This is a genomic window from Crenobacter cavernae (genome assembly GCF_003355495.1).
GTDB classification, from domain to species: domain Bacteria; phylum Pseudomonadota; class Gammaproteobacteria; order Burkholderiales; family Chromobacteriaceae; genus Crenobacter; species Crenobacter cavernae.
This window is the reverse complement of the sequence record NZ_CP031337.1, coordinates 1,994,836-2,020,363: the sequence shown is the minus strand read 5'-3', so window position 1 is coordinate 2,020,363 and position 25,528 is coordinate 1,994,836. Positions and strand designations below refer to the sequence as shown.

Here is a 25,528-nt window from a genome sequence, read left to right as displayed (position 1 = left end):
AGGTTGGCCGAGCTCGGCCAACGTCTAGCGCGTGATCAGCCAGTCGACGTAGCGGTCTACGCCCTGCTCTACGGTCAAGAAATCATCCGTATAGCCGACTGAGCGCAGCTTGCCGATGTCGGCCTGCGTGAAGCTCTGGTACTTGCCCTTCAGCGCGTCCGGGAACTCGGTGTATTCGAGGATCCCCTGTTCGACCAGCTCGGCGAGCGTCAGCGCCGGCTTGCCCTCAAAGCGGCGGCAGGCGTTGACCGTCGCGACGGCGACGTCGTTGAACGGCTGCGCGCGGCCCGAACCGAGGTTGAAGATGCCCGATTTTTCCGGATGGTCGAGGAAGTACAGGTTCACCTTCACCACGTCCTCGACCGACACGAAGTCGCGGCTCTGGCCGCCATCGGGCCAGCCATCGTAGCCGCCGAACAGCTTGACCTTGCCGGTCTCGCGGTACTGGTTGAAGTTGTGGAAGGCGACCGACGCCATGCGGCCCTTGTGCTGCTCGCGCGGGCCGTAGACGTTGAAGTAGCGGAAGCCGGCGACCTGTGCGGTCAGGCCTTCGGCCATGCGCTGGCGCAGCACCTGGTCGAACAGGAACTTCGAATAGCCGTAGACGTTGAGCGGCCCTTCGAACTCGCGCTCTTCGCGGAACACCTGGCCGCCGCCGTAAACGGCCGCGCTCGACGCGAACAGGAAGGGGATCTCCTCGCTCTGGCAGAAGTTGAGCAGCGCCAGCGAGTACTGATAGTTGTTTTCCATCATGTACTTGCCGTCGTGGTTCATCGTGTCCGAACACGCGCCTTCGTGCAGGATCGCGCTGACCTCGCCGTCGTACGCGCCGTCGGCGAGCAGGGCCAGGAAGTCATGCTTGTCGACGTAGTGGCCGATCTCGCAGTCGATCAGGTTCTTGAACTTGTCGCCGCGCGTCAGGTTGTCGACCGCGATGATGTCGGTGATGCCGCGCGCGTTCAGCGCCTTGACCAGGTTGGCGCCGATGAAACCGGCGGCGCCGGTAACGACGATGCTCATGGTGGTGTCCTCTTTGTTAGAACGAAGAGCCCGGCTGCTCGAGAAACGCGGCCTCTTCGGGGGTATCGGGTCGGCCGAGCACCGCGTTGCGGTGCGGGAAACGGCCGAAGCGCGCGACGATGTCGCGGTGGCGGTGCGCGTAGTCGATCACGCCGGCGTAGCCCGGGCTGCCGTCGGGCAAGGCTTCGAACAGGCGGCTCGCCTTGTGCTGGTCGGCGAGGTCTTCGCTGTGCTCGAAAGGCAAATACACAAACCAGCGTGCGACCGGCGGCAGTTGTTCATCCCAGCCCTCGGCGACGGCGTGCTTCGCCAGTTGTCGTGCGGCGGCGTCGCTGGCGAACGCGCGCGCGTCGCCCCTGAAAAGGTTGCGCGGGAACTGATCCAATACGATCAGCTGCGCGAGCGCGGCGCGCGGGCTGTCGGCCTCGGCCAACCTTTCTCCGTCGGTCATCGATTGCCACAGACCGAGGAAACGTTCGCGCAGCTCGGCGTCGAACGCGTCGTCCTTGCGGAACCACGCGTCGCGCGGCGCTGACAAGGAAGCCTCATCCGAGCCACCAAACCAGCATTCAAGTACCGAGTTCACCCAGTCGTCCATCGTCGCTCCTTGCACGAGAAGGTTGGCCGAGCCTCAGGCCGAGAACAGCTCGTCCTGGCGGCACACCGCGGTGCCGAGCTTGGCGACGACGACGCCGGCCGCCGCGTTGGCGAGCTTCATTGCCGCCGGCAGGTCGAGCCCGGCGGCCAGGCCGAGTCCCAGCGTACCGATCACCGTGTCGCCGGCGCCCGAGACGTCGAACACCTCGCGCGCCTGCGTCGGCACGTTGAGGGCGCCTTCGGGGCGGAACAGCGTCATGCCCTCTTCGCTGCGCGTGACCAGCAACGCGTCGAGCTGCAGTTCGGCGCGCAGCGCCTCGGCCTTGGCGGCGAGCTGTTCCTCGTCGCGCCACGATCCGGCGACCTGCTTGAATTCACTGCGGTTCGGCGTCAACAGCGTCGCGCCGGCGTAGCGGCTGTAGTCCTCGCCCTTCGGGTCGATCAGCACCGGCTTGCCTGCGGCGCGCGCCGCCTCGATCATGCGCGTCACGTGGGTCAGACCGCCCTTGCCGTAGTCGGACAGGATCACCACGTCGTGGTCGGCGACGATGGCCTCGTACTCGTCGAGCTTGTCGGCGAGGATCTCGTGGCTCGGCGCGTCTTCGAAGTCGAGGCGGATCAGCTGCTGCTGGCGCGCGATGACGCGCAACTTGATCGTCGTCGAGATCGCCGGGTCGCGGCGAAATGACGTCGCGATGCCGTCGGCGTCGAGCAGCCGTTCGAGCGCGCTCGCCGCCTCGTCGTCGCCGGTCACCGACAACAGCGTCGCCGAGCCGCCGAGGCTCGCGATATTGCGCGCAACGTTGGCCGCGCCGCCGGCGCGCTCCTCGAGCCGTGAGATCCTGGCGACCGGCACCGGCGCCTCGGGCGAGATGCGGCTGACGTCGCCGAACCAGTAGCGGTCGAGCATCACGTCGCCGACCACCAGCACGCGCGCTTTCTTGAGTTGCGCGGCGAGTTCGTCGGCACCGAGCTTCAGTTCGGAAAGAATGCTCATCGTGGATGCTCCTTAGCGGCCGATCGCGTGATAGGTGAAGCCCTGGCCGCGCAGCCAGGCCGGGGCGTACATATTGCGGCCGTCGAAGATCAGCGGCTGCTTCAAGGCGGCGCGCACCGCGTCGAAGTCCGGGCTGCGGAACGCCTTCCACTCGGTGACGATCAACAGCGCGTCGGCGTCGTTAAGCGGGCCCATCATGTCGTCGGCGAATTGTAGTTTGGGATTGTCGCCCATCACGCGTTGCGCCTCGTGCGTCGCGACCGGGTCGTAGGCGACGACCTCGGCGCCGCGGCGCGTCAGTTCTTCGACGATGACACGCGACGGCGCCTCGCGCATGTCGTCGGTGTTCGGCTTGAACGCCAGCCCCCACAGCGCGAAGCGGCGGCCGGCGAGGTCGTCGCCGAACTCGCGGACGACTTTTTCGACGAGGCGCAGCTTCTGCGCGTCGTTGGCCGCCTCGACCGCGCTCAAGACCTTCAGGTCGTGGCCGTGCTCCTGGCCGCTGGCGACCAGCGCCTTCACGTCCTTCGGGAAGCACGAGCCGCCGTAGCCGACGCCCGGATACAGGAAGTGGTAGCCGATGCGCGGGTCGGAGCCGATGCCCTGGCGCACGAGTTCGATGTCGGCGCCAAGCGTCTCGGCCAGGTTGGCCAGCTCGTTCATGAACGAGATGCGCGTCGCGAGCATCGCGTTGGCGGCGTACTTGGTCAGTTCGGCCGAACGCACGTCCATGCACAGGATGCGTTCGTGGTTGCGCTGGAACGGCGCATACAGGCGGCGCATCAGTTCGATCGCGCGCTCGTCGTCGGCGCCGACGACGATGCGGTCGGGCTTCATGAAGTCCTCGATCGCCGCGCCTTCCTTCAGGAATTCGGGGTTGGACACCACCGCGAACGGCAGGTCGGCGCCGCGCTCGGCCAAGGTTTCGGCGATCGCCGCGCGCACCTTGTCGCCGGTGCCGACCGGCACGGTCGACTTGTCGACGACGACCTTATAGCCGTCCATGTGGCGCGCGATGCCGCGCGCGGCGGCGAGCACGTACGACAGGTCGGCCGAGCCGTCCTCGTCGGGCGGCGTGCCGACCGCGATGAACTGGATCTCGCCGAAGGCGACCGACGCCTCGACGTCGGTGGTGAAGGAGAGGCGGCCGGCGGCGACGTTGCGGCGGACCATGTCGTCGAGACCCGGCTCGTAGATCGGGATGCCGCCCGCTTGCAGCGTGGCGATCTTGGCCGGGTCGACGTCGAGGCAGCACACGTGGTTGCCGACTTCGGCGAGACAGGTGCCGGTGACGAGGCCGACGTAACCGGAACCGATGACGGTGATTTTCATGGACCTGACCTCAGATCGATTGCCGGTAGGCGGCGATGTCGGCGTTGATCGCCGCGAGCGTCGAGAGCGGGTCGGCCGACTGCGTGATCGGACGACCGATCACCAGATAGTCTGCGCCGCCCTCGAGCGCCGCGACCGGCGTCATCACGCGGCGCTGGTCGTCGCCGGCGGCGCCGGCGAGACGGATGCCCGGCGTCACCAGCTTGAAGTCGGCGCCGAGCACGGGCTTGAGGATCGACGCTTCCTGAGCCGAGCACACCACGCCGTCCAGGCCCGAGTCGCGCGTCAGCGTCGCCAGGCGCAGCACCTGTTCCTGCGGCGACACGGTGATGCCGATCTCGGCCAGATCACTGGCTTCCATGCTGGTCAGCACGGTCACGCCGATCAACAGCGGGCGCTGGCTGTAGGCTTCCAGCGCCTCGCGCGCGGCGCTCATCATGCGGCGACCGCCCGACGCGTGCACGTCGACCAGCCACACGCCGAGTTCGGCGGCGATCTTGCACGCGTGCGCGACCGTGTTCGGGATGTCGTGGAACTTGAGGTCGAGGAAGACCTCGAAGCCGCGCGCGACGAGCTTCTCGATCAGGCTACGGCCCGACGCGGTAAACAGTTCCTTGCCGACCTTGACGCGGCAGGCGGCCGGGTCGAGTCGCGACACGAAGGCCAGCGCCGCGGCCTCATTCGGAAAATCGAGCGCGACGATGACGGGAGAGGCCGGGGAATGCGCACCGGCGGGGGAGACGATCAAGGGGTTCATGCTTGGGTCCTACTGGATTTCGGAGCGGTTCGGCGTGAAGCTCTCCCACTCGCCGCACGCCGGGCAATGCCAGAAGAACGCGCGCGAGCGGAAGTTGCAACACTTGCAGCGATGCACGTTGAGGCGCTGCGCGTGCTTTTGCACCACCGCGCGCGCCACCTCGGCGTCGAGCCGCTTGTCGGGGTTGAGGTCGGTCAGCTGGGCCTCGATCATCCGGTAGACGCCGGACAGGCTCGGGCGCGCGTGCACCGCTTCGCGCACGAAGTCGAGCGCCGCCGCCTCGCCCTCGTAGGTCGCCACCTTCTGGTAGACGAGGTCGGTGATTTCCAGCTGCGGAAAGGTCTTCAGATAGCCGCGCAACAGCGCGATGCCGGCCTGGGCTTGGCCGAGCTTTTCGTAAGCGTCGAACAGGCGTTCGGCGGCCAGCGTCAGGTATTCGTAGTTCTGCTTCTCGATGCCCTGCCACGCGGCGATCGCCGCCTCGGTATGGCCTTCGGCGAACTCGATGTCGCCGAGGATCAGGCTCGCGCGCGCGCACTTGCGGTTGGCCGTCTGCGCCGCTTCGACCGCCTGGCGCGCGGCGGCGTAGTCGGACTGGTAGAGCGCGCCTTGCGCGAGTTCGCAGTAAAACTGCGCGACCACGTGCTGGAACGAGTGCGCGTCGCTGCGCAACTCGCCTGCGGTGGCGATCGCCTTGTTCCAGTCCCGATCCTGCTGGTAGATATCGAGCAACTCGCGGCGCGCCGACAGCGACATATTGCCGTCGAGCAGCTTCACCAGGATCTCCTCGGCACGGTCGACGAGGCCGGCCTTGCAGAAGTCCTGCGCGAGTTCATAGCGCACCGTGTCACGCTGCTCGGCGGCCAGATCGGGCGACTCGAGCAACGCCTGGTGCAGCCGGATCGCACGGTCGTTCTCGCCGCGCTTGCGGTAGAGCTTGCCGAGCGTCAATTGCAAATCCAGTTCGCCCGACTGGCGCGACACTTCGGCCAGCGCCTGCGCGGCGATGTCGGTCTTGTCCTCGACCAGCGCGTCGAGGCCGCGAAAGAAGCCGGCCGGGACCGACTTGGCCTGCTTGAGCACCGCGCGCATGTCGACGCGAGCGGCCAGCCAGCCGAGCGCAAAGAAGGCCGGGAACAACAGCAGCCACCACAAATCCAGTTCCAAACAAGGTCCTTTCGGAAAGACTAATCCCATCCGCGTCGGCCAGACGGCAACGCCGCCATCGGGTTTGACGGCGGTGAGCAGGCCGGGACGCCTCAGTCGGCGAGCGCGTCGCTCGGGTCGGGAATGCGCGCCAAGACCGGGCGGCTGCGCAGCTCTTTTTTCAGCTGCGACAGCTCGCGGCGCATCTTCAGGTAATAGCCGAAGGTCGCCGCCAGGCCGATCACGGCGCCGGCGACGAAGAACACCAGCAGGAAGACGATCAGCGGCGCGCTGATCTGCTGGCCGAGGAACAGGCGGAACTCCACCACATGGCTGTTTTGCACGGTCACCGCGATCAGGAGGATCAGCAGCGCCAGTTCGACGATCCGCAACAGGTAGCGCATATCGGTCTCGCGTTGAAGAAGGTTTGCCCGCCAGTGTAAACGATTTGCGCCGGCTCTCCCAAGGCGGCGCGGCGCGCGCAGCTTAGAAGCGGTAGCCCAGCACCGCGTGGCGCAAGGCACGGGCGTGCTCCTTGAGCGAGTCGAAAGCATGGCGCGCGGGCTCGCTCGTATGCGCGAGCAGCGCGTCGAGCTCGGCCAGCTTCTGCTCGAGATCGGCCGCCGAACGGTCGATCTCGCGGAAAACACCCTCCTGCCCGGCCAGCAGCCGGTTCAGCGCGACCTCGGCGCCCGGCGGGGCCGGCGGCGCAGGCAGCCGCACCGTCAAGTCGTTCAGCGACGACGCCGCATCGCACACGCCCGACAGCGCCCTCAGCCTCGCCTCGTAGCCGGCGCGCGTGCACCACAGCCCCCACAAGGCCAGCGCGGCGCCGAGAACGGCCAAGGAGCGCGTCAGGTAGCGCAGCAATACGATCTCGTCCCCGAGCACCTCGGCCTCCCGTTTGAGCCTTTGCGACACCTTTTCGTCGAAACGGCCCAAGGGCCCCAGGACCTCGCGCTTGGCCAGCGTATAACCCGGCGAGAACAAGATCTGCTGCGCCTCGTAGCGCGCACGCGCCTCCGCGCCGGCGTCGGGACGGTAGCCCAGCTGCTCCAGCTTGCGCATGGCACTCGCTTCCTGGCGCGACAGCGCGTCGGACGCCGCCTTGGCGCGCAAGAGCAGCAGCTTCTCGTCGCGCGTGAAGCCGGTGCGCTCGATCATCTGCTCGAACGGCACCGCGCTGACGCCGGTGCGCGCCGGCACGAAGAAGCCCCAACTGATCTGCGCCAGCGCGGGCGGGCGCGGCCGGCGGCCGCTGCGGATCTCGAGCGCATCGAAATAGTCGTCGTAAAAACGCCGGTCGTGCGTCGCCACGTAGGAACGCGCGGAGCTGGTCAGGCGCTCCGAACTGCCGCGCAACTCGTTGGCAAACTGGAACGCCTCGAACTGGAACTGCTGGCGCGCCTTCCACGCGATGACGACCTGGTCGAGCGTCAGTTGGCCGAGCGCCGCGCCGCCGATGCAGACCGTCACCACGGCCGTCAGCAACCACTGGAAACGCTCGGTCTGCCGCCATTTGGCCGTCGTACGGGAAAAGCGTTCTCGCCACTGCCCTGTCATGTTGTCACCACGATGTCGTATGAAAGCGGACGCACATCATAAAGGGCTAACCCTCGTTAAGGCAGCGAAAAAAAACATAAAAAAACGCCGCGAACGAATCGCGGCGTTTTGGGGAGATCAGGCGTAGCCTCAGGAGACGAGCTCGTCTTGACGGATGGTTCCGTCAACCCGCTCCCGCAGCTCCTTGCCGGCCTTGAAATGCGGCACGTACTTCTCTGGCACGGAGACGCTCGAACCCGACTTCGGGTTGCGGCCGACGCGCGGCGGACGGTAGTTCAGGTCGAAGCTACCGAAGCCGCGGATCTCGATCCGCTGCCCTTGGGCCAGGCTGCTGGCCATCGCATCCAGGATGGTTTTGACGGCCAGCTCGGCGTCCTTGTAGACCAACTCAGAATCGCGCTCGGCAAGGCGTTCGGCCAGCCTCGCAATCAGCTCAGATTTGGTCATGACGCGACTTACTCGTTGCCGCCGGTCAGCTTGGCTTTCAAGAGCGCGCCGAGGCTGGTGGTGCCGGCGCTCACGTTGGCTTCGCTGGCGTGCGAACGCAGAGCGGCGGTTTCTTCGGCAGCGTCCTTGGCCTTGATCGACAGGCTGATGTTGCGCGACTTGCGGTCCACGCCGATGATCACGGTCTCGACTTCGTCACCCTCTTTCAGGTGGGTGCGGATGTCTTCGACGCGGTCACGCGACACTTCGGAAGCGCGCAGGTAGCCTTCGACTTCGCCGTCGAGCTGGATCACGGCGCCTTTGGCGTCGAGGGACTTCACGGTACCCTTCACCAGCGCGCCCTTGTCGTTCATCGCAACGTAGTTGTTGAACGGATCGCCTTCGAGCTGTTTGATGCCCAGCGAGATACGCTCTTTCTCGACGTCGATCGACAACACGACGGCTTCGACTTCGTCGCCCTTCTTGAAGCGGCGGACGGCTTCTTCGCCGGTGTCGCTCCACGACAGGTCGGACAGGTGAACCAGACCGTCGATACCGCCCGGCAGACCGACGAACACGCCGAAGTCGGTGATCGACTTGATCGCGCCTTGCAGCTTGTCGCCTTTTTTGTAGTTGTCGGCGAACTCGTTCCACGGGTTGGCCGCGCACTGCTTCATGCCCAGGCTGATACGGCGGCGGTCTTCGTCGATCTCGAGGATCATCACTTCGACTTCGTCGCCGACCTGAACCACTTTGGACGGGTGAACGTTCTTGTTGGTCCAGTCCATCTCGGACACGTGCACCAGGCCTTCGATGCCCTGTTCGATCTCGACGAACGCGCCGTAGTCGGTCAGGTTGGTGACCTTGCCGAACAGGCGGGTGCCCGACGGGTAGCGACGCGACAGACCGACCCACGGATCTTCGCCCAGCTGCTTGAGACCCAGCGAGACGCGGTTCTTCTCCTGGTCGAACTTGAGCACCTTGGCTTCGACTTCGTCACCGACGGTGAGCACTTCGCTCGGGTGCTTGACGCGGCGCCATGCCAGGTCGGTGATGTGCAGCAGGCCGTCGATGCCGCCCAGGTCGACGAACGCACCGTAGTCGGTGATGTTCTTGACGATACCCTTGACCACGGAGCCTTCGCGCAGGGTTTCGAGCAGCGCTTTGCGCTCTTCGCCCAGCGTCTCTTCCAGCACCGAACGGCGCGAAACCACGACGTTGTTGCGCTTGCGATCGAGCTTGATGACTTTGAACTCGATGTTCTTGCCTTCGTACGGCGTGGTGTCTTTCACCGGACGCACGTCGACCAGCGAACCCGGCAGGAAGGCGCGGATGCCGTTGACCATAACGGTCAGACCACCCTTGACCTTGCCGCTGATCAGGCCGGACAGGATGGTGCCGGCTTCGAGCGCTTCTTCGAGCTCGATCCAGGCCGCCAGGCGCTTGGCTTTTTCGCGCGACAGCTTGGTTTCGCCGTAGCCGTTTTCGATCGCGTCGATCGCGACGGTCACGAAGTCGCCGATGGTGACTTCGAGGCCGCCTTGGTCGTTCTTGAATTCTTCGACCGGAATCAGCGACTCGGACTTCAGGCCGGCGTTGACGGTGACGAAGTTGGAATCAATGCCCACCACTTCTGCGGTGATCACTTCGCCGGTACGCATTTCCTGGCGGGAAAGGGACTCTTCGAAGAGTTCGGCGAAGTTTTCCATGGTAAAGGTCGTCATTAACAATAACTCGCGGTGCGCGCCCAAGGTCACGCTAGGTTGGTTGAGTATGGCCGCCTCTCCTTGGCGAGACGGCAAATGGCAAGGCTTTCAGCGATCCGAAATACAAAGCGACTGGTACCACGACAATACCGTTTCCACCGCTTGATCGATGGAAAGGACCGTGGTGTCCAGCCGCTGGGCATCCGGCTCCTGCTTGAGAGGGGCCACCGGGCGGGCCGCGTCGCGCGCGTCACGTGCCTCGATGTCCTCCTGAATTTGCTGGAGGTTAGCAGATTCCCCCTTGTCGATCAACTGTTTATAGCGTCTTTGCGCCCTTTCCCCGGCGCTCGCGGTGAGGAAAATCTTCAGCGTCGCGTCGGGAAAAACCACCGAACCCATGTCGCGCCCGTCGGTCACGAGGCCCGGCGCTTCGCGGAACGCGCGCTGGCGCTCCAAGAGCGCGGCGCGCACCGCCGGATAGGCGGCGATCTTCGACGCGCCCATGCCGATCGCCTCGGCGCGGATGTCGTCGCCGGCGTCTTCGCCGAACAGGAACACGCGATCGCCGTCGAAGCGCACCGGCAGCTCGGCGGCGAGCTCGGCCAACCCTGCCTCGTCGTCCCAGGAGATCTCCTCCTCGAGCGCCGCCAGCGCGGTCAAGCGGTAGAGCGCGCCCGAATCGAGGTAGTGAAAACCGAGCGTAGCGGCGACGCGGGCGGCGACGGTGCCCTTGCCCGAGGCCGACGGGCCGTCGATGGCGATGACGGGGATGGTCATGACTGACTTCTCCAGACGAATGCAAACCGTTGATTGTAACTGCTTGGGCGAGCGCGGGGGTTGGGGATATGATTGAACGCTGATCGCCCATCCATAGAACACGACAATCCCGAGCACCACATGAAAACCCTGGACCTCTCCCCCATCGCCCGCCTGGCCGGCACGGTGAAACTGCCCGGCTCGAAGAGCATCTCAAACCGCACGCTGCTGCTCGCCGCGCTCGCCAGCGGCACGACCCGGGTGCGCGACCTCCTCGATTCGGACGACGTCCAGCACATGCTGTCGGCGCTCGGCCTCTTGGGCGTGAAGATCGAAGCGCTCGCCGACCGCGACTTCCTGGTCCACGGTGCAGGCGGCGCCTTCCCGGTGAAGAGCGCCGACCTCTTCCTCGGCAACGCCGGCACCGCCTTCCGTCCGCTGACCGCGGCGCTGGCGCTGATGCAGGGCCAGTACCGGCTGTCGGGCGTGCCGCGCATGCACGAGCGCCCGATCGGCGACCTCGTCGACGCCTTGCGCGAGGCCGGCGCCGACATTGGCTATCTCGGCAACGACGGCTACCCGCCGCTGGCGATCGCACCGGCCGCGCTCAAAGCCGGCAAGGTGATCCCGGTCAAGGGCAACGTGTCGAGCCAGTTCCTGACCGCGCTGTTGATGGCGCTGCCGCTGACCGGCGAGACGGTGACGATCGAGGTGGTCGGCGAACTGATCTCCAAACCGTATATCGAGATCACGCTGAACCTGATGGCGCGCTTCGGCGTGAAGGTCGAGCGTGAAGGCTGGCAGCGCTTCGTGATCGCCGGCGGGCAAGCTTACGTGTCGCCGGGCGAGATCGCCGTCGAAGGCGACGCGAGTTCGGCGTCGTACTTCCTCGCGGCCGGCGCGATCGCCGGCGGCCCGGTGCGCGTCGAGGGCGTCGGCCGCGCGAGCATCCAGGGCGACGTGCGCTTCGCCGAGGCGCTCGAGGCGCTGGGCGCCAAGGTGACGCTAGGCGACAACTGGATCGAGGTCGCGAAGGGCGACACCGACAAGCTGAAGGCCTTCGACCTCGACCTGAACCACATCCCCGACGCGGCGATGACGCTGGCGGTGGCCGCGCTGTTCGCCGACGGCCCGTGCGTGCTGCGCAATATCGAGAGCTGGCGCGTCAAGGAGACCGACCGCCTCGCAGCGATGGCGATCGAACTGCGCAAGGTCGGCGCCGAGGTCGAGGAAGGCCGCGACTACCTGAAGGTCAGCCCGCCGGCGGCGCTGACCGGCGACGCGGCGATCGACACCTACGACGACCACCGGATGGCGATGTGCTTCTCGCTGGTCGCGCTCGGCGGCGTGCCGGTCACGATCAACGACCCGCGCTGTGTGGCCAAGACCTTCCCCGACTACTTCGACGTGTTCGCCCAGCTCGCCCAGTAGGCTCGGCCAAGCTCATGAAACAGCTCCGCACGCGGGGCCGTTTTTTTGCGCCCGACGCCCACAAAAAACACACTATATTGTGTTTTTTTCATGGGAAAGCGCAAAATGCGGGCTTTACGATCCCGGAGACTCCCATGAGCGACTTCATGCGCCGCTTCGACCTGCCTGCACCGGCCGCGCCGCGTTTCGAGCCGCAGGCGCTCGCCTTGTGGCAGGCGATGCTGGCCGAGGAATGGGACGAATTCACGACCGCGCTCGCCGACTACTCGACGTTGGCCGAGGTCGACGAAGCCGAAGCGCCGGCCGATGTCGCGCTCGGCCAACGTTGAAGCGGGCCGACGCTATCGGCTAGGCTGTCGGATTCAAAAAAACAGCACAGACAACGAGATCATCATGACCGCAGCCCCCGACCTTGCCGCGCCGGCCCGAGCGCTCGCCCGCCAGGATTACAAGACGCTCACGCTCGCCGCGCTCGGCGGCGCGCTCGAGTTCTACGACTTCATCATCTTCGTGTTCTTCGCCGCGGTGATCGGCGAGCTGTTCTTCCCGCCCGACCTGCCCGACTGGCTGCGCCAGTTCCAGACCTTCGGCATCTTCGCCGCCGGCTACCTCGCGCGGCCCTTGGGCGGCATCGTGATGGCGCACTTCGGCGACCTCATGGGCCGCAAGAAGATGTTCACGCTCAGCATCATCCTGATGGCCTTGCCGACGCTGTTCATGGGCCTGTTGCCGACCTACGCGAGCCTCGGCATCGCCGCGCCGCTCTTGCTGCTGGCCTTGCGCATCCTGCAGGGTGCCGCGATCGGCGGCGAGGTGCCGGGCGCCTGGGTGTTCGTCGCCGAACACGTGCCGGCGCGCCATACCGGCTACGCGTGCGGTACGCTGACCGCCGGGCTGACCGCCGGCATCCTGCTCGGCTCGCTGGTCGCGACCTGGCTCAATACCGCGTTTAGCCAGCCCGAGATCCGCGACTGGGCGTGGCGCCTGCCGTTCATCCTCGGCGGCGTGTTCGGCCTCGTCGCGATGTATTTGCGCCGCTGGCTGCACGAGACGCCGGTGTTCGCCGAGATGCAGGCGAAGAAGGCGCTTGCGGCCGAGTTGCCGCTGAAGACCGTGGTACGCGAACACAAGCGCGCGGTCGCGGTGTCGATGGGACTGACCTGGCTGCTGTCGGCCGGCATCGTCGTCGTGATCCTGATGACGCCGACCTACCTGCAGAAACAGTTCGGCATCGCGCCGGCGCTGGCGCTCAAGGCCAACAGCCTGGCGATCGTGTGCCTGACCGCAGGCTGCATCGTCGCCGGCATGGTCGTCGACCGCCTCGGCGCGGGCAAGACCTTCATCGGCGGCAGCGTGCTCTTGGCCACCTCGAGCTACGCCTTCTACAGTTCGCTCGGGACCGCGCCGGAACAATTGTTCCCGCTCTACGCGCTCGCCGGTTTTTCCGTCGGAATCGTCGGCGCGGTGCCATGGGTGATGGTGCGCGCCTTCCCGGCGGTGGTGCGTTTCTCGGGGCTGTCTTTCTCATATAACCTCGCGTACGCGGTGTTCGGTGGGCTGACGCCGATGGCGGTGACGCTGATGCTGAAGAACGATCCGCTCGCGCCGGCGCACTACGTCTTGGCGCTGTGCGCGCTGGGACTGGTTCTCGGCACCTACCTGCTGGCGTCGGAGAAGCGCGGCTGGCTGAAGGCGGCTTGAGGCTCGGCCAACCCTTGAAATGCAAAAAGCCCCGCGTGTATTGCGGGGCTTTTTCATGGACTCCAACGTTGGCCGAGCCTAGCGGCTCGCCTCGAAACGCTCGTGCCACTTCACCCGCGCCTCGCGTGCTTCCTCGAACAGGCTCTCCATCGCCGCCGCGTCGGCACTCTCGACGAGAGCCGTCAGCCGGGCAAGCGACGCCTGGTAGCTAGCCAGCTCGTCGAGCAAGGCCGCACGGTTGGCCAGCGCGATGTCGCGCCACATCTCCGGATGGCTGCCGGCGATGCGCGTGAAGTCGCGAAAGCCGGTCGCGGCGAAGTCGAAGTAGCGCTGCGCGTTGGCCTTGCCGGCGACCATGTCGACGTAGGCGAAGGCGAGCAGATGCGGCAGGTGGCTGACCGCGGCGAACACCGCGTCGTGCTCTTCGGCGCTCATCGTCTCGACGCGCGCGCCGCACGCGCGCCACAGCGTCTCGACGCACTCGAGCGCCTCGGGCCGCGTCTCGGGCAGCGGCGCGAGCACCACCTTGCGGTTCACGTAGAGCCCGGCACGCGCGGCGGCGGCGCCCGACTGGTCGGAGCCGGCGATCGGGTGAGCCGGCACGCACCATTGGAGGTGGGCCGGCAGATGGGCGCGGAACAGCGCGGTGACGTCGCTCTTGGTGCTGCCGGCGTCGGTGACGACGGTGCCGGGTTTCAGATGCGGCGCCATCGAATCGAACAGGCCGGCCATCTGGCCGACCGGCGTCGCGACCAGCACGATGTCGGCGGCGGCGACGGCGGCGATGTCGTGGCTCGCCGCGTCGATCACCTCGAGATCGATCGCGGCCTGCAGGTTGGCCGCCGAGCGGCCGATGCCGATCACGCGGCCGACCAAGCCGGCCTCGCGCGCGGCCAGCGCGAACGAGCCGCCGATCAGGCCGACGCCGACCACGGCCAGGGTGGGTTGGGGGTGCGACACTGTATCCCTTCTTTCTTCTGGGCCCTGTCTCTTGTCGTCCAGGGTCGGAACTTGCAAAGTGCACATGATAAGCCATCGCGCCGGTGGCCACGAAGCCCGGCGCCGTCATCCATAAGGTCAGCACGGAGAATCCCTCGCATGAACGCCACGCTGTACGTCTACTTCACGGTGCCGGAACGCGCCGCCGCGCTCGCGCCGCGGCTTGCCGAGCTGCAGGCCCGCCTGGCCGCATCGACCGGCATCGCCGGGCATCTGATGCGCCGCCGCGACGACGCCGCCACCTGGATGGAGGTGTACGAAGCCGTCGCCGACCCGGACGCCTTCGCCGCCCGTCGCGGCGAACTGTGGGCGGCGCTCGACCTCGACGGCTTCGCGCTGGCCCCACACTTGGAATGGTTTGTTCCCCTGACCGCGCCACAAGCGTAGGCCAGGGGCCGACACTCGAATGGAGACCCCATGCCGCACCTGCCCCCAACCCTCGCCGCGACCCTGTCCGGCCGGACGCCGACGCTGTGGCTGAATCCGCGCCTCGAATCCGCCGCCGCCCTCGCCGCGCTGCCGGTCGGCGAGCCTGAAGTCACCGCCGCGCGCGACCGTCTCGCTCGCTGCGCGCCGCTGCTGGCCCGGCTGTTCCCGGAACTCGAAGCGAGCGGCGGCCTGATCGAATCGCCGCTCTTGGCCGTCCCCGCCCTGCAGCACGCGCTCTGCCCGCGCGGCAGGCTGCTGATCAAGGCCGACCACGCCTTGCCGGTGGCCGGCTCGATCAAGGCGCGCGGCGGCATCCACGAGGTGCTCGAATTCGCCGAGACGCTGGCGCTGCGTGAGGGCTGGATCGTCGAGACCGACGAGCGGACAAGGTTGGCCGAGCCCACGATCCGCGAGCAGTTCTCCCGCTACACCGTCGCCGTCGGCTCGACCGGCAACCTGGGGCTCGCGATCGGCATCATGGCCGCCGCGCTCGGCTTCAAGGCGGTGGTGCACATGTCGGCCGACGCGAAGCCGTGGAAGAAGGACCGGCTGCGCAGCCGCGGCGTGACGGTGGTCGAGCACGAGGGTCAGTACGGCGAGGCGGTCGCCGCCGGTCGCGCCGAGGCCGACGCCGACCCGTACGCCTACTTCGTAGACGACGAGCACTCGCTGCCGCTGTTGACCGGCTACGCGGTCGCCGCCGGGCGGCTGGCGGCGCAGCTCGACGCCGCCGCGATCGAAGTGGACGCCGCACACCCGCTGTTCGTCTATCTGCCGTGCGGCGTCGGCGGCGCGCCGGCCGGCGTCGCGCTCGGGCTCAAATACGTCTTCGGCGACGCGGTTCACGTCTTCTTCGCCGAACCGGTCGCCTCGCCGTGCATGCTGGTGCAGCTGGCGAGCGGCGGGCTCGACCCCATCAGCGTCTACGACATCGGCCTCGACAACGTCACCGAGGCCGACGGTCTCGCGGTCGGCGCGGCGTCGCTGCTCGCCGCCGAGCTGATGGCGCCGTTATTGGCCGGCGTGTTCACCGTGCCCGACGATGACCTGTTCCGCGACGTCTACCGCCTGCACGACGAAGAGCAGCTCGACATCGAACCGTCGGCCGCCGCCGCCTTCGCCGGCCCGCGCTGGCTTCAGGACAACGACGCCGGCCGCGCATGGTTGGCCGAGCACGGTCTTGCCGGCAAGATGGACAACGCGACGCACATCCTGTGGACCACCGGCGGCAGCTTCGTGCCGGCCGCAGAACACGCGCGCTTCCAGGCGCGCGGCAAGGCCCTGCTGGCCCGATGAACAGGTCGGCCGAGCTCGGCTGGCGGTGGACACAAAAAACGGGAGGCTGAGCCTCCCGTTTTTCATGATCCGGATCGCGGGCCTCAGGCCTCGGCGGCCAGCCGCTCGTTAAGCCGATGCGCGAGTTCAAAGTCACGCCAGCGCGCCTCGCCGCCCGCGTGACGGTATGTGGCCACCGGCCAGACGCCGATCAGCGAGTTGGTCAACAGCAGCGCGTCGGCCGCCAACAGCTCGACCTCGGCCAAGCTTGTCTCCCTCACCGCCAGTCCCAGCGCGGGCGCGGCGTCGATCAGCCACGCGCGCAAGGCGCCTGCGACGCCGGCGCGATCGAGCTTCGGCGTGAACAGCACGCTGTCCTGCAGCGCGAACAGATTGCTCATCGTCGCCTCGACCAGCGTGCCGTCCTCGTCGAACAGCAGGCCCTCGTGCACCGCCGGGTCGGACCATTCAGAACGCGCGAGCACGTTCTCCAAGCGGTTCAGGTGCTTGATTCCGGCGAGCTTCGGCTGGCGCGACAAGGTCAGATCGCAGCGGCGCACGGTGACGCCATCGCTGTAGCGCTCTTCCGGGTAGCCGCCCCAGGGGCTCGCTGTCACGATGCGGGTCGGTACGGCGTCTGCCGGCATCGCGTAGCCACGTTGGCCGAGGCCGCGCGTCAGCGTGATCTTGGCTACCGCTCTTTCGATGCCGTGCGCCGCTGCGGCGAGCTCGGCCAGCAGCAGCGCCTCGTCCGGGCACGGCAGCGAAAGCCGCGCGCAGTCCTCGACTAGCCGTTGCCACTGCCAGCGCCACAGGCGCGGCCCGCCGTTTAGCAACTCGACGGTGCGGTAGATTCCGTCGCCGTAGGCGAGGCCCCTATCGAGCGCGGAGACCTTGTCGGAAGGATGGCCGTCGATCAGCGTCGCCATGATTTCACCCCCTCAGCCGAGCCTACTGGGCGACGCCCAGCGCCCTGAGCAGCCCGCGCGCCTTGTGGCGGGTTTCCTGCAATTCGCGCTCGGGGTCGGAGTCGGCGACGATGCCGGCGCCGGCGCGGAACCTGAGCCGCGAGCCTTCCTGCATGAAGGTGCGGATCAGGATGTTCAGGTCCATCGTGCCGTCGCGGTTGATGTAGCCCAAACTGCCCGTATACGCGCGGCGCGGCGCGGTCTCCAGCTCGCGGATGATCTGCATGCAGCGCACCTTCGGGCAGCCGGTGATGGTGCCGCCGGGGAACAGCGCGCGCAGCACCTCGGCGACGCTCGTGCCCTCGGCCAACCTCGCGCGCACGTTCGATTCGATGTGGTGCACGTAGGCGTAGCTCTCTACCGCCATCAGCTCGTTGACCTCTACCGTGCCCGGCACCGCGATGCGGCCCAGATCGTTGCGCTCGAGGTCGATCAGCATCACGTGTTCGGCGCGCTCCTTGGCGCTGTCGATCAGTCGCTGTTTCAGCGCGGCGTCTTCAACGGGGTCGGCAGAGCGCGGATGGGTGCCGGCGATCGGCCTTGTGTCGACCCAGCCGTCTGCGACGCGCACCAGCCGTTCCGGCGACGAGCTGACGATCTGGCAGTCGCCGAAGTCGGCCAGCGCCGAGAACGGCGCCGGGTTGGCGCGGCGCAATGCGGCGAACAGGTCGGCCGCCGTGATGCCTTCTGCCAGCGTCGCCTCCCAGCCGCGCGACACGTTGACCTGGAACACGTCGCCGTCGCGGATGTAGCGCTTGATCCTGAGCACCGCGTCGGTGAACGCGGCAGGCTCGTCCTCGCCGATGGCGGCAAGTTCGATCGCGCGCGGCTCAAACCCGGTCGGCTCGGCCAACGTCACCATCAAGTCCGCAAGTTGCTCAGGCGTCTCGGCCACCGCCCATGCTTCCCGCGTCGCCCGGTTCACCAGCACGCCGGCCGGCACGCGCGCGAGCACCGCCAGCGGGAAGCCATCGGGCAAGGCCTGCGGCACGGTCGGTTCGAAGCTCGACAGCAGGTCGTAGCCGGCGTAGACGAACCAGCCGCCGGTGAACGGCAGGCCGTGCGGGTTGGCCACCGGCTCGCGTTCTATCGCCGCCAGATCGGCGACGAAGGCCGCGCCGTCGTCGCTGCCGTAGCGGCGCATTGCGGCGGGCAGCGCGAGCAGCATGTCCCAGCCCTTGTCGCCGGACGATTGCAGCAGGAAGGGGAAACGCGCCGGATCGTGCGCGGCGAGCGCGATGAGATCGGGCACGGCAGGCAGGCGGTGGCTGTGCATGGGGGCCAAAAAAGAAAAAACCGCTGCGAGTGTAACGCAGCGGTCTGGGGTGTCAATCCGGGTGGGCCGGAGCGGGTTACCCCTCGGCCAACCTTGCGCATCATTCGACCTGCTTGAACACCAGCGTGCCGTTGGTGCCGCCAAAACCGAAGGAATTGGAGATGGCGACGCGGATCGGCATCTCGCGCGCGGTATTGGCGACGTAGTCGAGGTCACAACCGGCTTCGAAGTCCTGATCGAAGAGATTGATCGTCGGCGGCGACACCTGGTGATGCAGCGCCAGCACCGAGTACACCGCCTCGACGCCGCCGGCGCCGCCCAACAGGTGGCCGGTCATCGACTTGGTCGAGTTGATCGCGAGCTTGGCCGCGTGGTCGCCGAACGCCAGTTTCAGCGCGTTGGTCTCGTTGGCGTCGCCCAGCGGCGTCGAGGTGCCGTGCGCGTTCACGTAATCAACCTCGTCGGCGTTGATGCCGGCGTCTTTGAGCGCGTTGGCAACGCCGCGGGCCGGGCCCTCGGCGCTCGGCGCGGTGATGTGGTAGGCGTCCGAGCTCATGCCGAAACCGACCAGCTCGGCGTAGATGGTCGCGCCGCGCTTCTTGGCGTGTTCGTATTCTTCGAGCACCAAGACGCCGGCGCCCTCGCCCATCACGAAGCCGTCGCGGCCCTTGTCCCACGGCCGCGAGGCGGTCGTCGGGTCGTCGTTGCGCGTCGACAGCGCCTTCATCGCGGCGAAACCGCCGATGCCCAGACGCGAGATCGCACCCTCGGCACCGCCGGCGACCATCACGTCGGCGTCGCCGTACATGATGATGCGCGCCGCGTCACCGATGCTGTGCGCACCGGTGGTGCACGCGGACACGATGCCGTAGCTCGGGCCCTGGTAGCCCTTGATGATGGTCACGTGGCCGGCGATCAGGTTGATCAGCGAACCGGGGATGAAGAACGGGCCGATCTTGCGCGGGCCGCCGTTGATCAGGTCGACGCCGGTGTCCTCGATCAGCGGCAGGCCGCCGATGCCGGAACCGATGTTGACGCCGACGCGCGTCTTGTCGAGGTCGGCCACATCGTCCAGGCCGGCGTCGCCGATCGCCTGCAGCGCGGCGGCGATGCCGTAGTGGATGAACAAGTCCATCCGGCGCGCATCCTTGGCCGAGATGTACTGGCCGATGTCGAAGTCTTTCACTTCGCCGGCGATCTGGCAGGCCAGGTCGCTGGCGTCAAAGCGGGTGATCTTGCCGATGCCGCTCTGGCCGGCGAGCAGATTGGCCCAGCCGGTAGCGACATCGTTACCCACCGGGGATACATGACCCAGACCGGTCACTACGACTCTGCGTTTAGACACAGGGTTTCTCCGTGAAGGCTCAATAAAGCGTCGTCACAGTGTGGCACACGATCATGTACCGGCTGTGACTGCGGGCGAGACGCGCCGAATTTCAAACGGCCGTTTCAAACCACAATTGCAAAAAGACCCCTGCCCGTGAGCGAACACGGCGGCAGAGGCCCTTGGAAACCTGAATGGATTACTTGTTCAGGTTGGCGGTGACGAAGTCGATCGCCTGCTGAACGGTGGTGATCTTCTCGGCCTCTTCGTCCGGAATCTCGCACTCGAATTCTTCTTCGAGCGCCATCACCAGCTCGACGGTGTCAAGAGAGTCTGCGCCGAGGTCGTCGACGAACGACGATTCGATCTTCACTTCGGCTTCGTTCACACCGAGCTGCTCGGCAACGATTTTCTTGACACGCTGTTCGATGTTTTCCATGAGTAATCCTTTTACCTTTATCTGTCGGGATTTCAAACCCCGACATTCTACAAAAAAAATCCCGGATAGCCTACTTGGCCGCGTCGGATTGTCTTACCAGATGGTCAGAACGCCACAGCCGGCCGCACAGAACGGCCGGCAAAGCCTTACGGCATCAGCATTCCGCCGTTCACGTGCAGCGTCTGGCCGGTGATGTAGGCCGCGCGGTCGGAGGCGAGGAAGACCACCGCGTCGGCGATGTCCTTCGCGTCGCCGAGGCGACCCAAGGCGATCTGGCCGATCAGCGCCTCGCGCTGCGCTTCCGGCAGTGCACGCGTCATGTCGGTGTCGATGAAGCCCGGCGCGACGCAGTTGACGGTGATGTTGCGGCTGCCGACCTCGCGCGCCATCGACTTCGAGAAGCCGATGATGGCGGCCTTGGCGGCGGCGTAGTTGCACTGCCCCGGGTTGCCGGACACGCCGACCACCGACGCGATGTTCACGATGCGCCCCGAACGCGCCTTCATCATGCCGCGCAGCACCGCCTTGGACGCCTTGAACACCGACTTCAAGTTGGTGTCCATGATCGCGTCCCAGTCCTCGTCCTTCATGCGCATCAACAGCGTGTCGCGCGTGATGCCGGCGTTGTTCACCAGCACGGCGATCGCGCCGAATTCCTTCTCGATGCCGTCGATCAGCGCCTCGATCGCGCCGCCCTGGCCGACGTCGAGCACGCGGCCGGCGCCGCCGCGGGCAGCCAGGCGTTCGTTGATCGCGGCCGCGCCGGCCTCGCTGGTCGCGGTGCCGATCACGATCGCACCGTCGGCCGCGAGGGCCTCGGCGATCGCGGCGCCGATGCCGCGGCTGGCGCCGGTCACCAGCGCCACTTTTCCTTGCAGACTCATCCGCATGTTCTCCATTCGCTCAAGCTTGGCCGAGGCTCGGCCAAGCTTGAAGGTGATTGTTAGCTCAGGCGACCAGTTCGGCGCGCGCCGCGTCGAGCGCGGCCGCGTCGGTCAGCGCGACGCACTTGACGTCGCCGTCGATGCGTTTGGCGAGGCCGGCCAGCACCTTGCCGGGACCGCATTCGGCCATCTGCGTGATGCCGGCCGCCGCGAGGCTCTGAATGGTTTCGGTCCAGCGCACCGGGCTGTACAGCTGGCGCACCAGCGCGTCGCGGATCGCGGCCGGATCGCCATAGCCGACGACGTCGGCGTTGTGCAGCACCGTCATATTCGGTGCCTTGATCTCGATCTTGGCCAGCGCCTCGGCCAACTTGTCGGCCGCCGGCTTCATCAGCGCGCAGTGCGACGGCACCGATACCGGCAAGGGCAGCGCGCGCTTGGCGCCCTTCGCCTTGCAGATTTCCATCGCGCGTTCGACCGCGCCCTTGGCGCCGGCGATCACCACCTGGCCCGGCGAGTTGAAGTTGACCGGCTCGACCACCTCGCCCTGCGACGCTTCCGCGCACGCGGCGCGGATGTCGTCGTCAGACAGGTTGAGGATGGCGGCCATCGCGCCTTGGCCTGCCGGCACCGCCGACTGCATCGCTTCGGCGCGCAGGCGAACGAGCTTCACCGCGTCGGCGAACGCGAGGCTGCCGGCGGCGACCAGTGCGCTGTATTCGCCGAGACTATGGCCGGCCACCGCGGACGGCTGCGCGCCGCCGGCTTCGAGCCAGGCGCGGTACGTCGCGACGCCGGCGGCCAGCATCAAGGGCTGGGTGTTGACGGTCGCGTTGATCGCGTCCGGCGCCCCGGCCTGCAGCATCGCCCACAGGTCTTCGCCGAGCGCGGCGGACGCTTCGTCGAACGTGGCCTTGACGACGGGCAGGTCGGCGAAGCCGTCCATCATCTTCAGGCTCTGCGAGCCCTGGCCGGGAAAGAGGAATGCAAAAGCCATGAATCGTCTCCTTGATCGGGGGCGGTTTGGCGCGCGCACGCCGCCCTTAAGGCGGCGCACGCGGTAGAAAAGAGGGGGATCAGAAGCGCAAGAGCACCGCGCCCCAGGTCATGCCGCCGCCGATGCCTTCGAGCAGTACGGTCTGGCCGCGCTGGATGCGACCGTCCTGCACCGCGGCGTCGAGCGCGAGCGGGATCGACGCGGCCGAGGTGTTGCCCTGCTCGGGGAGGGTCACCACGACGCGCTCCATCGGCAGGCCGAGGTGCTTGGCGGTCGACTCAATGATGCGCAGGTTGGCCTGGTGCGGCACCAGCCAGTCGACCTCGCTCTTGTCGACGCCGGCCTCGGCCAACGTCTTCTCGGCGATGTCGGCCAGCGCCTTGACGGCGAACTTGAACACCGCCGGGCCGTCCATGTGCAGGTACGGGATGCCTTCGATCTTGCCGCCGACGATCTGCGCCGGCGTGTTCAGGATGTGCTGGTGGCGGCCGTCGGCGGCGAGCTTGGCGTGCAACACGCCTGCCTCATCGGACGCGCCGAGCACCACCGCGCCGGCGCCGTCGCCGAACAGCACGCAGGTGCGACGGTCTTCCCAGTCGACGATGCGGGTCAGCGTTTCGGCGCCGATCACGAGCACGGTCTTGGCCAGACCGCTCTTGATGTGGCCGTTGGCGGTCGCCAGCGCGTAGACGAAGCCGGCGCACACCGCCTGCACGTCGAACGCGGCGCAGCCGGGGATGCCGAGCTTTTCCTGCACGATGCAGGCGGTGCTCGGGAACACCATGTCCGGCGTCGTCGTTGCGACGATGATCATGTCGACTGCGCTCTTGTCGAGCCCAGCATTGGCCAACGCGGCTTCGGCGGCGCGTACCGCGAGGTCGCTGGTCTTCTCGGCATCGTCGGCGATGTGGCGCTGGCGGATGCCAGTGCGGCTGACGATCCAGTCGTCGCTGGTCTCGACGCGCTCGGCCAACGTGGCGTTGGTGAGGATGTGGTCCGGCAGGTAGCTGCCGGTACCCAGAATGCGGGAATAGGTCATGGCGAGTTTAGTGTGTCTCCACCTCGTCGGGCCGCTTGAGATTATCGATATGGTATGCGACCCGGTCGGCAATATGACCAATCACGTTGGAGCGCGCCTCCTCGTAGGCCTGCTCCAGCGCAAAACGGAAGCCCAGCGCGTCGGTTCCGCCGTGGCTCTTGACCACGATACCACGCAAGCCCAGCAGGCTGGCGCCGTTGTAGCGTCGGGAATCGGTGCGCGCCTTGAAGCGCTTGAGCACCGGCATCGCCGCGGCGGCACACAGCCGGGTCCACCAGCTGCGGGTGAACTCTTCGCGCAGGAAAGCGGCAATCATGTGCGCCAGCCCCTCTGACGTCTTGAGTGCCACGTTGCCGGTAAAGCCGTCGGTCACCACGACATCGACGGTCCCCTTGTAGATGTCGTTGCCTTCGACGTTACCATAGTAGTTGAGGCCGGAATCCTTGAGCAGCTCGCCCGCCAGCTTGGCGACCTGGTTGCCCTTGATGTCTTCCGAGCCGATGTTCAGGAGCCCGACGCTCGGATTCGTCTTGTGCCCGAGCGCCGTCACCAGTTCGGAACCCATGATGCCGAACTGCAGCAACTGCTCCGGCGTACAGTCGACGTTCGCGCCCAGGTCGAGCACGCAACTCGTGCCCTTCATATTGGGCATCATCTTGGCGATCGCGGGGCGGTCGATGCCGGGCAGCGTCTTGAGCACGAAGCGCGCGGTGGCCATCAGGGCGCCGGTATTGCCGGCCGACACCGCAGCCTGGGCCACGCCGTCCTTGACCTGATTGATCGCCACCCGCATCGACGAATCCTTCTTGTTCTTGAGCGCGAGTTGCGGCGCCTCGTCCATGCCGACCACTTCGGCGGCGTGCTGGACGCGGATGCGCCCGAACGGGGCGTCAGATGCCGTAAGTTGGGCTTCGATAGCCGCGGCATCGCCCACCAGGATCAGGTTGACGTCGGGATGCTGGGAGAGGAATTGGATGGACGCCGGGACGGTGACCTTGAGGCCAACGTCACCGCCCATGGCGTCAACCGCGACGGTGATGCTCATCAACGTATGCGGTAGAGAATCTACCTACCTGGTTATTTGCGATTGGGTGGCAGGTGATCGGGATGGCGCGAATTACTCGCCCTTGGCCTTCACCACTTTACGGCCGCGGTAGAAACCGTTCGGGCTGATGTGGTGACGCAGGTGGGCTTCACCGGTGGTCGGCTCTTTGGCCAGCGCCGGGGCGGTCAGGAAGTCGTGGGCACGGTGCATGCCACGCTTGGACGGGGATTTTTTGTTCTGTTGAACGGCCATGATGGACTCCTAGAATTTGGGTAAAACGGTTAACGGGCCTGGTTCTTCTTGAGGGTGGCCAGCACCGCGAACGGGTTGGGTTTTTCCACCTTCACCGAATCCAGCACGTCCTGCCCGCACGCTTCGTGCTTGGGCGAGACCGGCAGACCCATGATGATTTCGTCCTCGATCAGCGCCATCACGTCGAGTTCCGGCTCGGCCATAATGGCGTCCAGTTCCTCGTCGGCCTCCACCGCCTCCGCGAGCTTCTCTTCGTCGGAGAACAGCGTGATCGCCGAGGATAACTGGAGTACCTGGACCATCGGCACCAGACAGCGCTGACACGTCACCGTCACCTCCCCGTCGACGCTGAGCGTCAGGTGGTGGCGGCGCAGTTTGTCGACGCTGCCCGACAGCGCGTACCGCAGGGTACCGTTGGTATCGGCCAGGGCTTCGAGCACGCGCCCGTCCAGCGTGGCCACGGCCACATCGCCAGACAGAGTGAGCCCTTCCCGGGCGAACGCGAGCGGATCGATCAAAATCGGTTCAGACATAAACCGTGGATGATATAATCCGCGCCGCGCTTTTGTCAAAAGAATCAACCGCCTCTCATGCGACTCGTGCTTGCCTCTACTTCGCGCTTCCGGCGCGAGCTTTTATCCCGCCTTGCCCTGCCCTTCGAAGCCGTCGCGCCGCTGTGCGACGAGACGCCGTTGCCGGGCGAGTCGGCCCTGGATACCGCGCTACGCCTGGCCCGCGTCAAGGCGACCTCGTTGGCCGATCGCTACCCCGACGCGCTGCTGATCGGCTCCGACCAGGTCGCGCTCTTGGACGACGAACAGCTCGGCAAACCCGGCTCTTTGGACAACGCCCGCGCGATGCTGTCCGCGATGAGCGGCAAGACCGTGCTGTTCCACACCGCGCTGGCCCTCTATAACGGCGCGACCGGCCGCCTGCAGGAAGCGAACGACGTCACCCGCGTCACGATGCGCGTGCTCACTCCTGCGCAGATCGACGCCTATCTCGCGCGTGAACCGGACGCGCTCCATTGCGCCGGCGCGGCGAAGAGCGAGGGCCTCGGCGGCGCGCTGATCGAAAGAATCGAATCGACCGATCCGAACGCGCTGATCGGCCTGCCGCTGTTCGAACTGGTGACGATGCTGAAAAACGAAGGCGTGGAGGTTTTATAA

Annotated in this window: 28 protein-coding genes; 6 read left to right on the top strand and 22 right to left on the bottom strand. The window is 66.6% G+C overall.

What is annotated here, in order from left to right; genetic code table 11:
* Positions 1-24: 24 nt before the first annotated feature.
* The 11 genes from rfaD to cmk all read right to left on the bottom strand — a co-directional run bounded on the left by rfaD (position 25) and on the right by cmk (position 10,321).
* Entirely contained in the window at positions 25-1,020 is a 996-nt protein-coding gene (rfaD, locus tag DWG20_RS09825; protein ID WP_115433653.1) for an ADP-glyceromanno-heptose 6-epimerase, read from the bottom strand.
* A gap of 16 nt (positions 1,021-1,036) precedes the next feature.
* Positions 1,037-1,618, bottom strand: coding sequence for a DUF924 family protein (locus tag DWG20_RS09820; protein ID WP_115433652.1), 582 nt, complete (start codon positions 1,616-1,618; stop codon positions 1,037-1,039).
* Positions 1,619-1,651: 33 nt separating this feature from the next.
* On the bottom strand, positions 1,652-2,614 hold the full coding sequence (gene rfaE1, locus DWG20_RS09815; RefSeq protein WP_115433651.1) for a D-glycero-beta-D-manno-heptose-7-phosphate kinase: 963 nt from the start codon (positions 2,612-2,614) through the stop codon (positions 1,652-1,654).
* Between the two features lie 12 nt (positions 2,615-2,626).
* Positions 2,627-3,946, bottom strand: a complete 1,320-nt coding sequence (locus tag DWG20_RS09810; RefSeq protein WP_115433650.1) for a UDP-glucose dehydrogenase family protein — start codon at positions 3,944-3,946, stop codon at positions 2,627-2,629.
* A 10-nt stretch (positions 3,947-3,956) separates the two neighbouring features.
* Positions 3,957-4,703 (bottom strand): orotidine-5'-phosphate decarboxylase, encoded by a 747-nt coding sequence (gene pyrF / locus DWG20_RS09805; protein WP_115433649.1) that lies wholly within the window; start codon positions 4,701-4,703, stop codon positions 3,957-3,959.
* Between the two features lie 9 nt (positions 4,704-4,712).
* Complete coding sequence (lapB, locus tag DWG20_RS09800; protein ID WP_245944694.1) at positions 4,713-5,870, bottom strand: lipopolysaccharide assembly protein LapB; 1,158 nt, start codon at positions 5,868-5,870, stop codon at positions 4,713-4,715.
* Between the two features lie 92 nt (positions 5,871-5,962).
* On the bottom strand, positions 5,963-6,253 hold the full coding sequence (locus DWG20_RS09795; RefSeq protein WP_115433647.1) for a LapA family protein: 291 nt from the start codon (positions 6,251-6,253) through the stop codon (positions 5,963-5,965).
* An 82-nt stretch (positions 6,254-6,335) separates the two neighbouring features.
* The gene (locus DWG20_RS09790; RefSeq protein ID WP_147289946.1) at positions 6,336-7,412 is read right to left on the bottom strand and encodes a hypothetical protein; all 1,077 of its coding nucleotides are present in this window, start codon (positions 7,410-7,412) and stop codon (positions 6,336-6,338) included.
* Positions 7,413-7,541: 129 nt separating this feature from the next.
* Positions 7,542-7,859, bottom strand: coding sequence for an integration host factor subunit beta (locus DWG20_RS09785; protein ID WP_115433645.1), 318 nt, complete (start codon positions 7,857-7,859; stop codon positions 7,542-7,544).
* Between the two features lie 8 nt (positions 7,860-7,867).
* Entirely contained in the window at positions 7,868-9,547 is a 1,680-nt protein-coding gene (rpsA, locus tag DWG20_RS09780) for a 30S ribosomal protein S1 (RefSeq protein ID WP_115433644.1), read from the bottom strand.
* 105 nt (positions 9,548-9,652) lie between these two features.
* Positions 9,653-10,321 carry a (d)CMP kinase gene (gene cmk, locus DWG20_RS09775; protein ID WP_115433643.1) on the bottom strand — a complete coding sequence of 223 codons (669 nt, stop codon included), beginning with the start codon at positions 10,319-10,321 and terminating at the stop codon, positions 9,653-9,655.
* 120 nt (positions 10,322-10,441) lie between these two features.
* On the opposite strand from cmk, the gene aroA reads away from it, so the two are divergent.
* The 3 genes from aroA to DWG20_RS09760 all read left to right on the top strand — a co-directional run bounded on the left by aroA (position 10,442) and on the right by DWG20_RS09760 (position 13,432).
* Positions 10,442-11,731, top strand: a complete 1,290-nt coding sequence (gene aroA / locus DWG20_RS09770) for a 3-phosphoshikimate 1-carboxyvinyltransferase (protein WP_115433642.1) — start codon at positions 10,442-10,444, stop codon at positions 11,729-11,731.
* Positions 11,732-11,865: 134 nt separating this feature from the next.
* On the top strand, positions 11,866-12,060 hold the full coding sequence (locus tag DWG20_RS09765; protein WP_115433641.1) for a pyrophosphohydrolase domain-containing protein: 195 nt from the start codon (positions 11,866-11,868) through the stop codon (positions 12,058-12,060).
* Positions 12,061-12,124: 64 nt separating this feature from the next.
* Entirely contained in the window at positions 12,125-13,432 is a 1,308-nt protein-coding gene (locus DWG20_RS09760; protein WP_115433640.1) for an MFS transporter, read from the top strand.
* Positions 13,433-13,510: 78 nt separating this feature from the next.
* Here DWG20_RS09760 and DWG20_RS09755 read toward each other — a convergent pair whose 3' ends face one another.
* Complete coding sequence (locus tag DWG20_RS09755) at positions 13,511-14,392, bottom strand: prephenate dehydrogenase (RefSeq protein ID WP_245944693.1); 882 nt, start codon at positions 14,390-14,392, stop codon at positions 13,511-13,513.
* A 138-nt stretch (positions 14,393-14,530) separates the two neighbouring features.
* On the opposite strand from DWG20_RS09755, the gene DWG20_RS09750 reads away from it, so the two are divergent.
* Together DWG20_RS09750 and DWG20_RS09745 are read left to right on the top strand one after the other, a co-directional pair.
* Positions 14,531-14,818, top strand: coding sequence for a DUF4936 family protein (locus DWG20_RS09750; protein WP_115433638.1), 288 nt, complete (start codon positions 14,531-14,533; stop codon positions 14,816-14,818).
* 30 nt (positions 14,819-14,848) lie between these two features.
* Positions 14,849-16,156: a D-serine ammonia-lyase gene (locus tag DWG20_RS09745; RefSeq protein WP_115433637.1), complete on the top strand. Its 1,308-nt coding sequence runs from the start codon at positions 14,849-14,851 to the stop codon at positions 16,154-16,156.
* 83 nt (positions 16,157-16,239) lie between these two features.
* On the opposite strand, the gene pabC is transcribed toward DWG20_RS09745, so the two are convergent.
* The 10 genes from pabC to DWG20_RS09695 form a co-directional block, all read right to left on the bottom strand.
* Positions 16,240-17,064, bottom strand: a complete 825-nt coding sequence (gene pabC / locus DWG20_RS09740; protein WP_115433636.1) for an aminodeoxychorismate lyase — start codon at positions 17,062-17,064, stop codon at positions 16,240-16,242.
* A 22-nt stretch (positions 17,065-17,086) separates the two neighbouring features.
* The gene (locus tag DWG20_RS09735) at positions 17,087-18,379 is read right to left on the bottom strand and encodes an aminodeoxychorismate synthase component I (protein WP_115433635.1); all 1,293 of its coding nucleotides are present in this window, start codon (positions 18,377-18,379) and stop codon (positions 17,087-17,089) included.
* A 100-nt stretch (positions 18,380-18,479) separates the two neighbouring features.
* The gene (fabF, locus tag DWG20_RS09730) at positions 18,480-19,724 is read right to left on the bottom strand and encodes a beta-ketoacyl-ACP synthase II (protein WP_115433634.1); all 1,245 of its coding nucleotides are present in this window, start codon (positions 19,722-19,724) and stop codon (positions 18,480-18,482) included.
* Between the two features lie 178 nt (positions 19,725-19,902).
* Entirely contained in the window at positions 19,903-20,142 is a 240-nt protein-coding gene (acpP, locus tag DWG20_RS09725; RefSeq protein WP_115433633.1) for an acyl carrier protein, read from the bottom strand.
* 146 nt (positions 20,143-20,288) lie between these two features.
* A complete protein-coding gene (fabG, locus tag DWG20_RS09720; protein WP_115433632.1) occupies positions 20,289-21,026 on the bottom strand; it encodes a 3-oxoacyl-ACP reductase FabG in 738 nt (245 codons plus the stop codon).
* 64 nt (positions 21,027-21,090) lie between these two features.
* Positions 21,091-22,023, bottom strand: coding sequence for an ACP S-malonyltransferase (gene fabD, locus DWG20_RS09715; RefSeq protein ID WP_115433631.1), 933 nt, complete (start codon positions 22,021-22,023; stop codon positions 21,091-21,093).
* Positions 22,024-22,102: 79 nt separating this feature from the next.
* Positions 22,103-23,062: a beta-ketoacyl-ACP synthase III gene (locus DWG20_RS09710; RefSeq protein ID WP_115433630.1), complete on the bottom strand. Its 960-nt coding sequence runs from the start codon at positions 23,060-23,062 to the stop codon at positions 22,103-22,105.
* Between the two features lie 7 nt (positions 23,063-23,069).
* Entirely contained in the window at positions 23,070-24,107 is a 1,038-nt protein-coding gene (gene plsX / locus DWG20_RS09705; RefSeq protein ID WP_115433629.1) for a phosphate acyltransferase PlsX, read from the bottom strand.
* 72 nt (positions 24,108-24,179) lie between these two features.
* On the bottom strand, positions 24,180-24,359 hold the full coding sequence (gene rpmF, locus DWG20_RS09700) for a 50S ribosomal protein L32 (RefSeq protein ID WP_028533902.1): 180 nt from the start codon (positions 24,357-24,359) through the stop codon (positions 24,180-24,182).
* 29 nt (positions 24,360-24,388) lie between these two features.
* On the bottom strand, positions 24,389-24,877 hold the full coding sequence (locus DWG20_RS09695) for a YceD family protein (RefSeq protein WP_240674170.1): 489 nt from the start codon (positions 24,875-24,877) through the stop codon (positions 24,389-24,391).
* 72 nt (positions 24,878-24,949) lie between these two features.
* On the opposite strand from DWG20_RS09695, the gene DWG20_RS09690 reads away from it, so the two are divergent.
* Complete coding sequence (locus DWG20_RS09690; protein ID WP_115433627.1) at positions 24,950-25,528, top strand: Maf family protein; 579 nt, start codon at positions 24,950-24,952, stop codon at positions 25,526-25,528.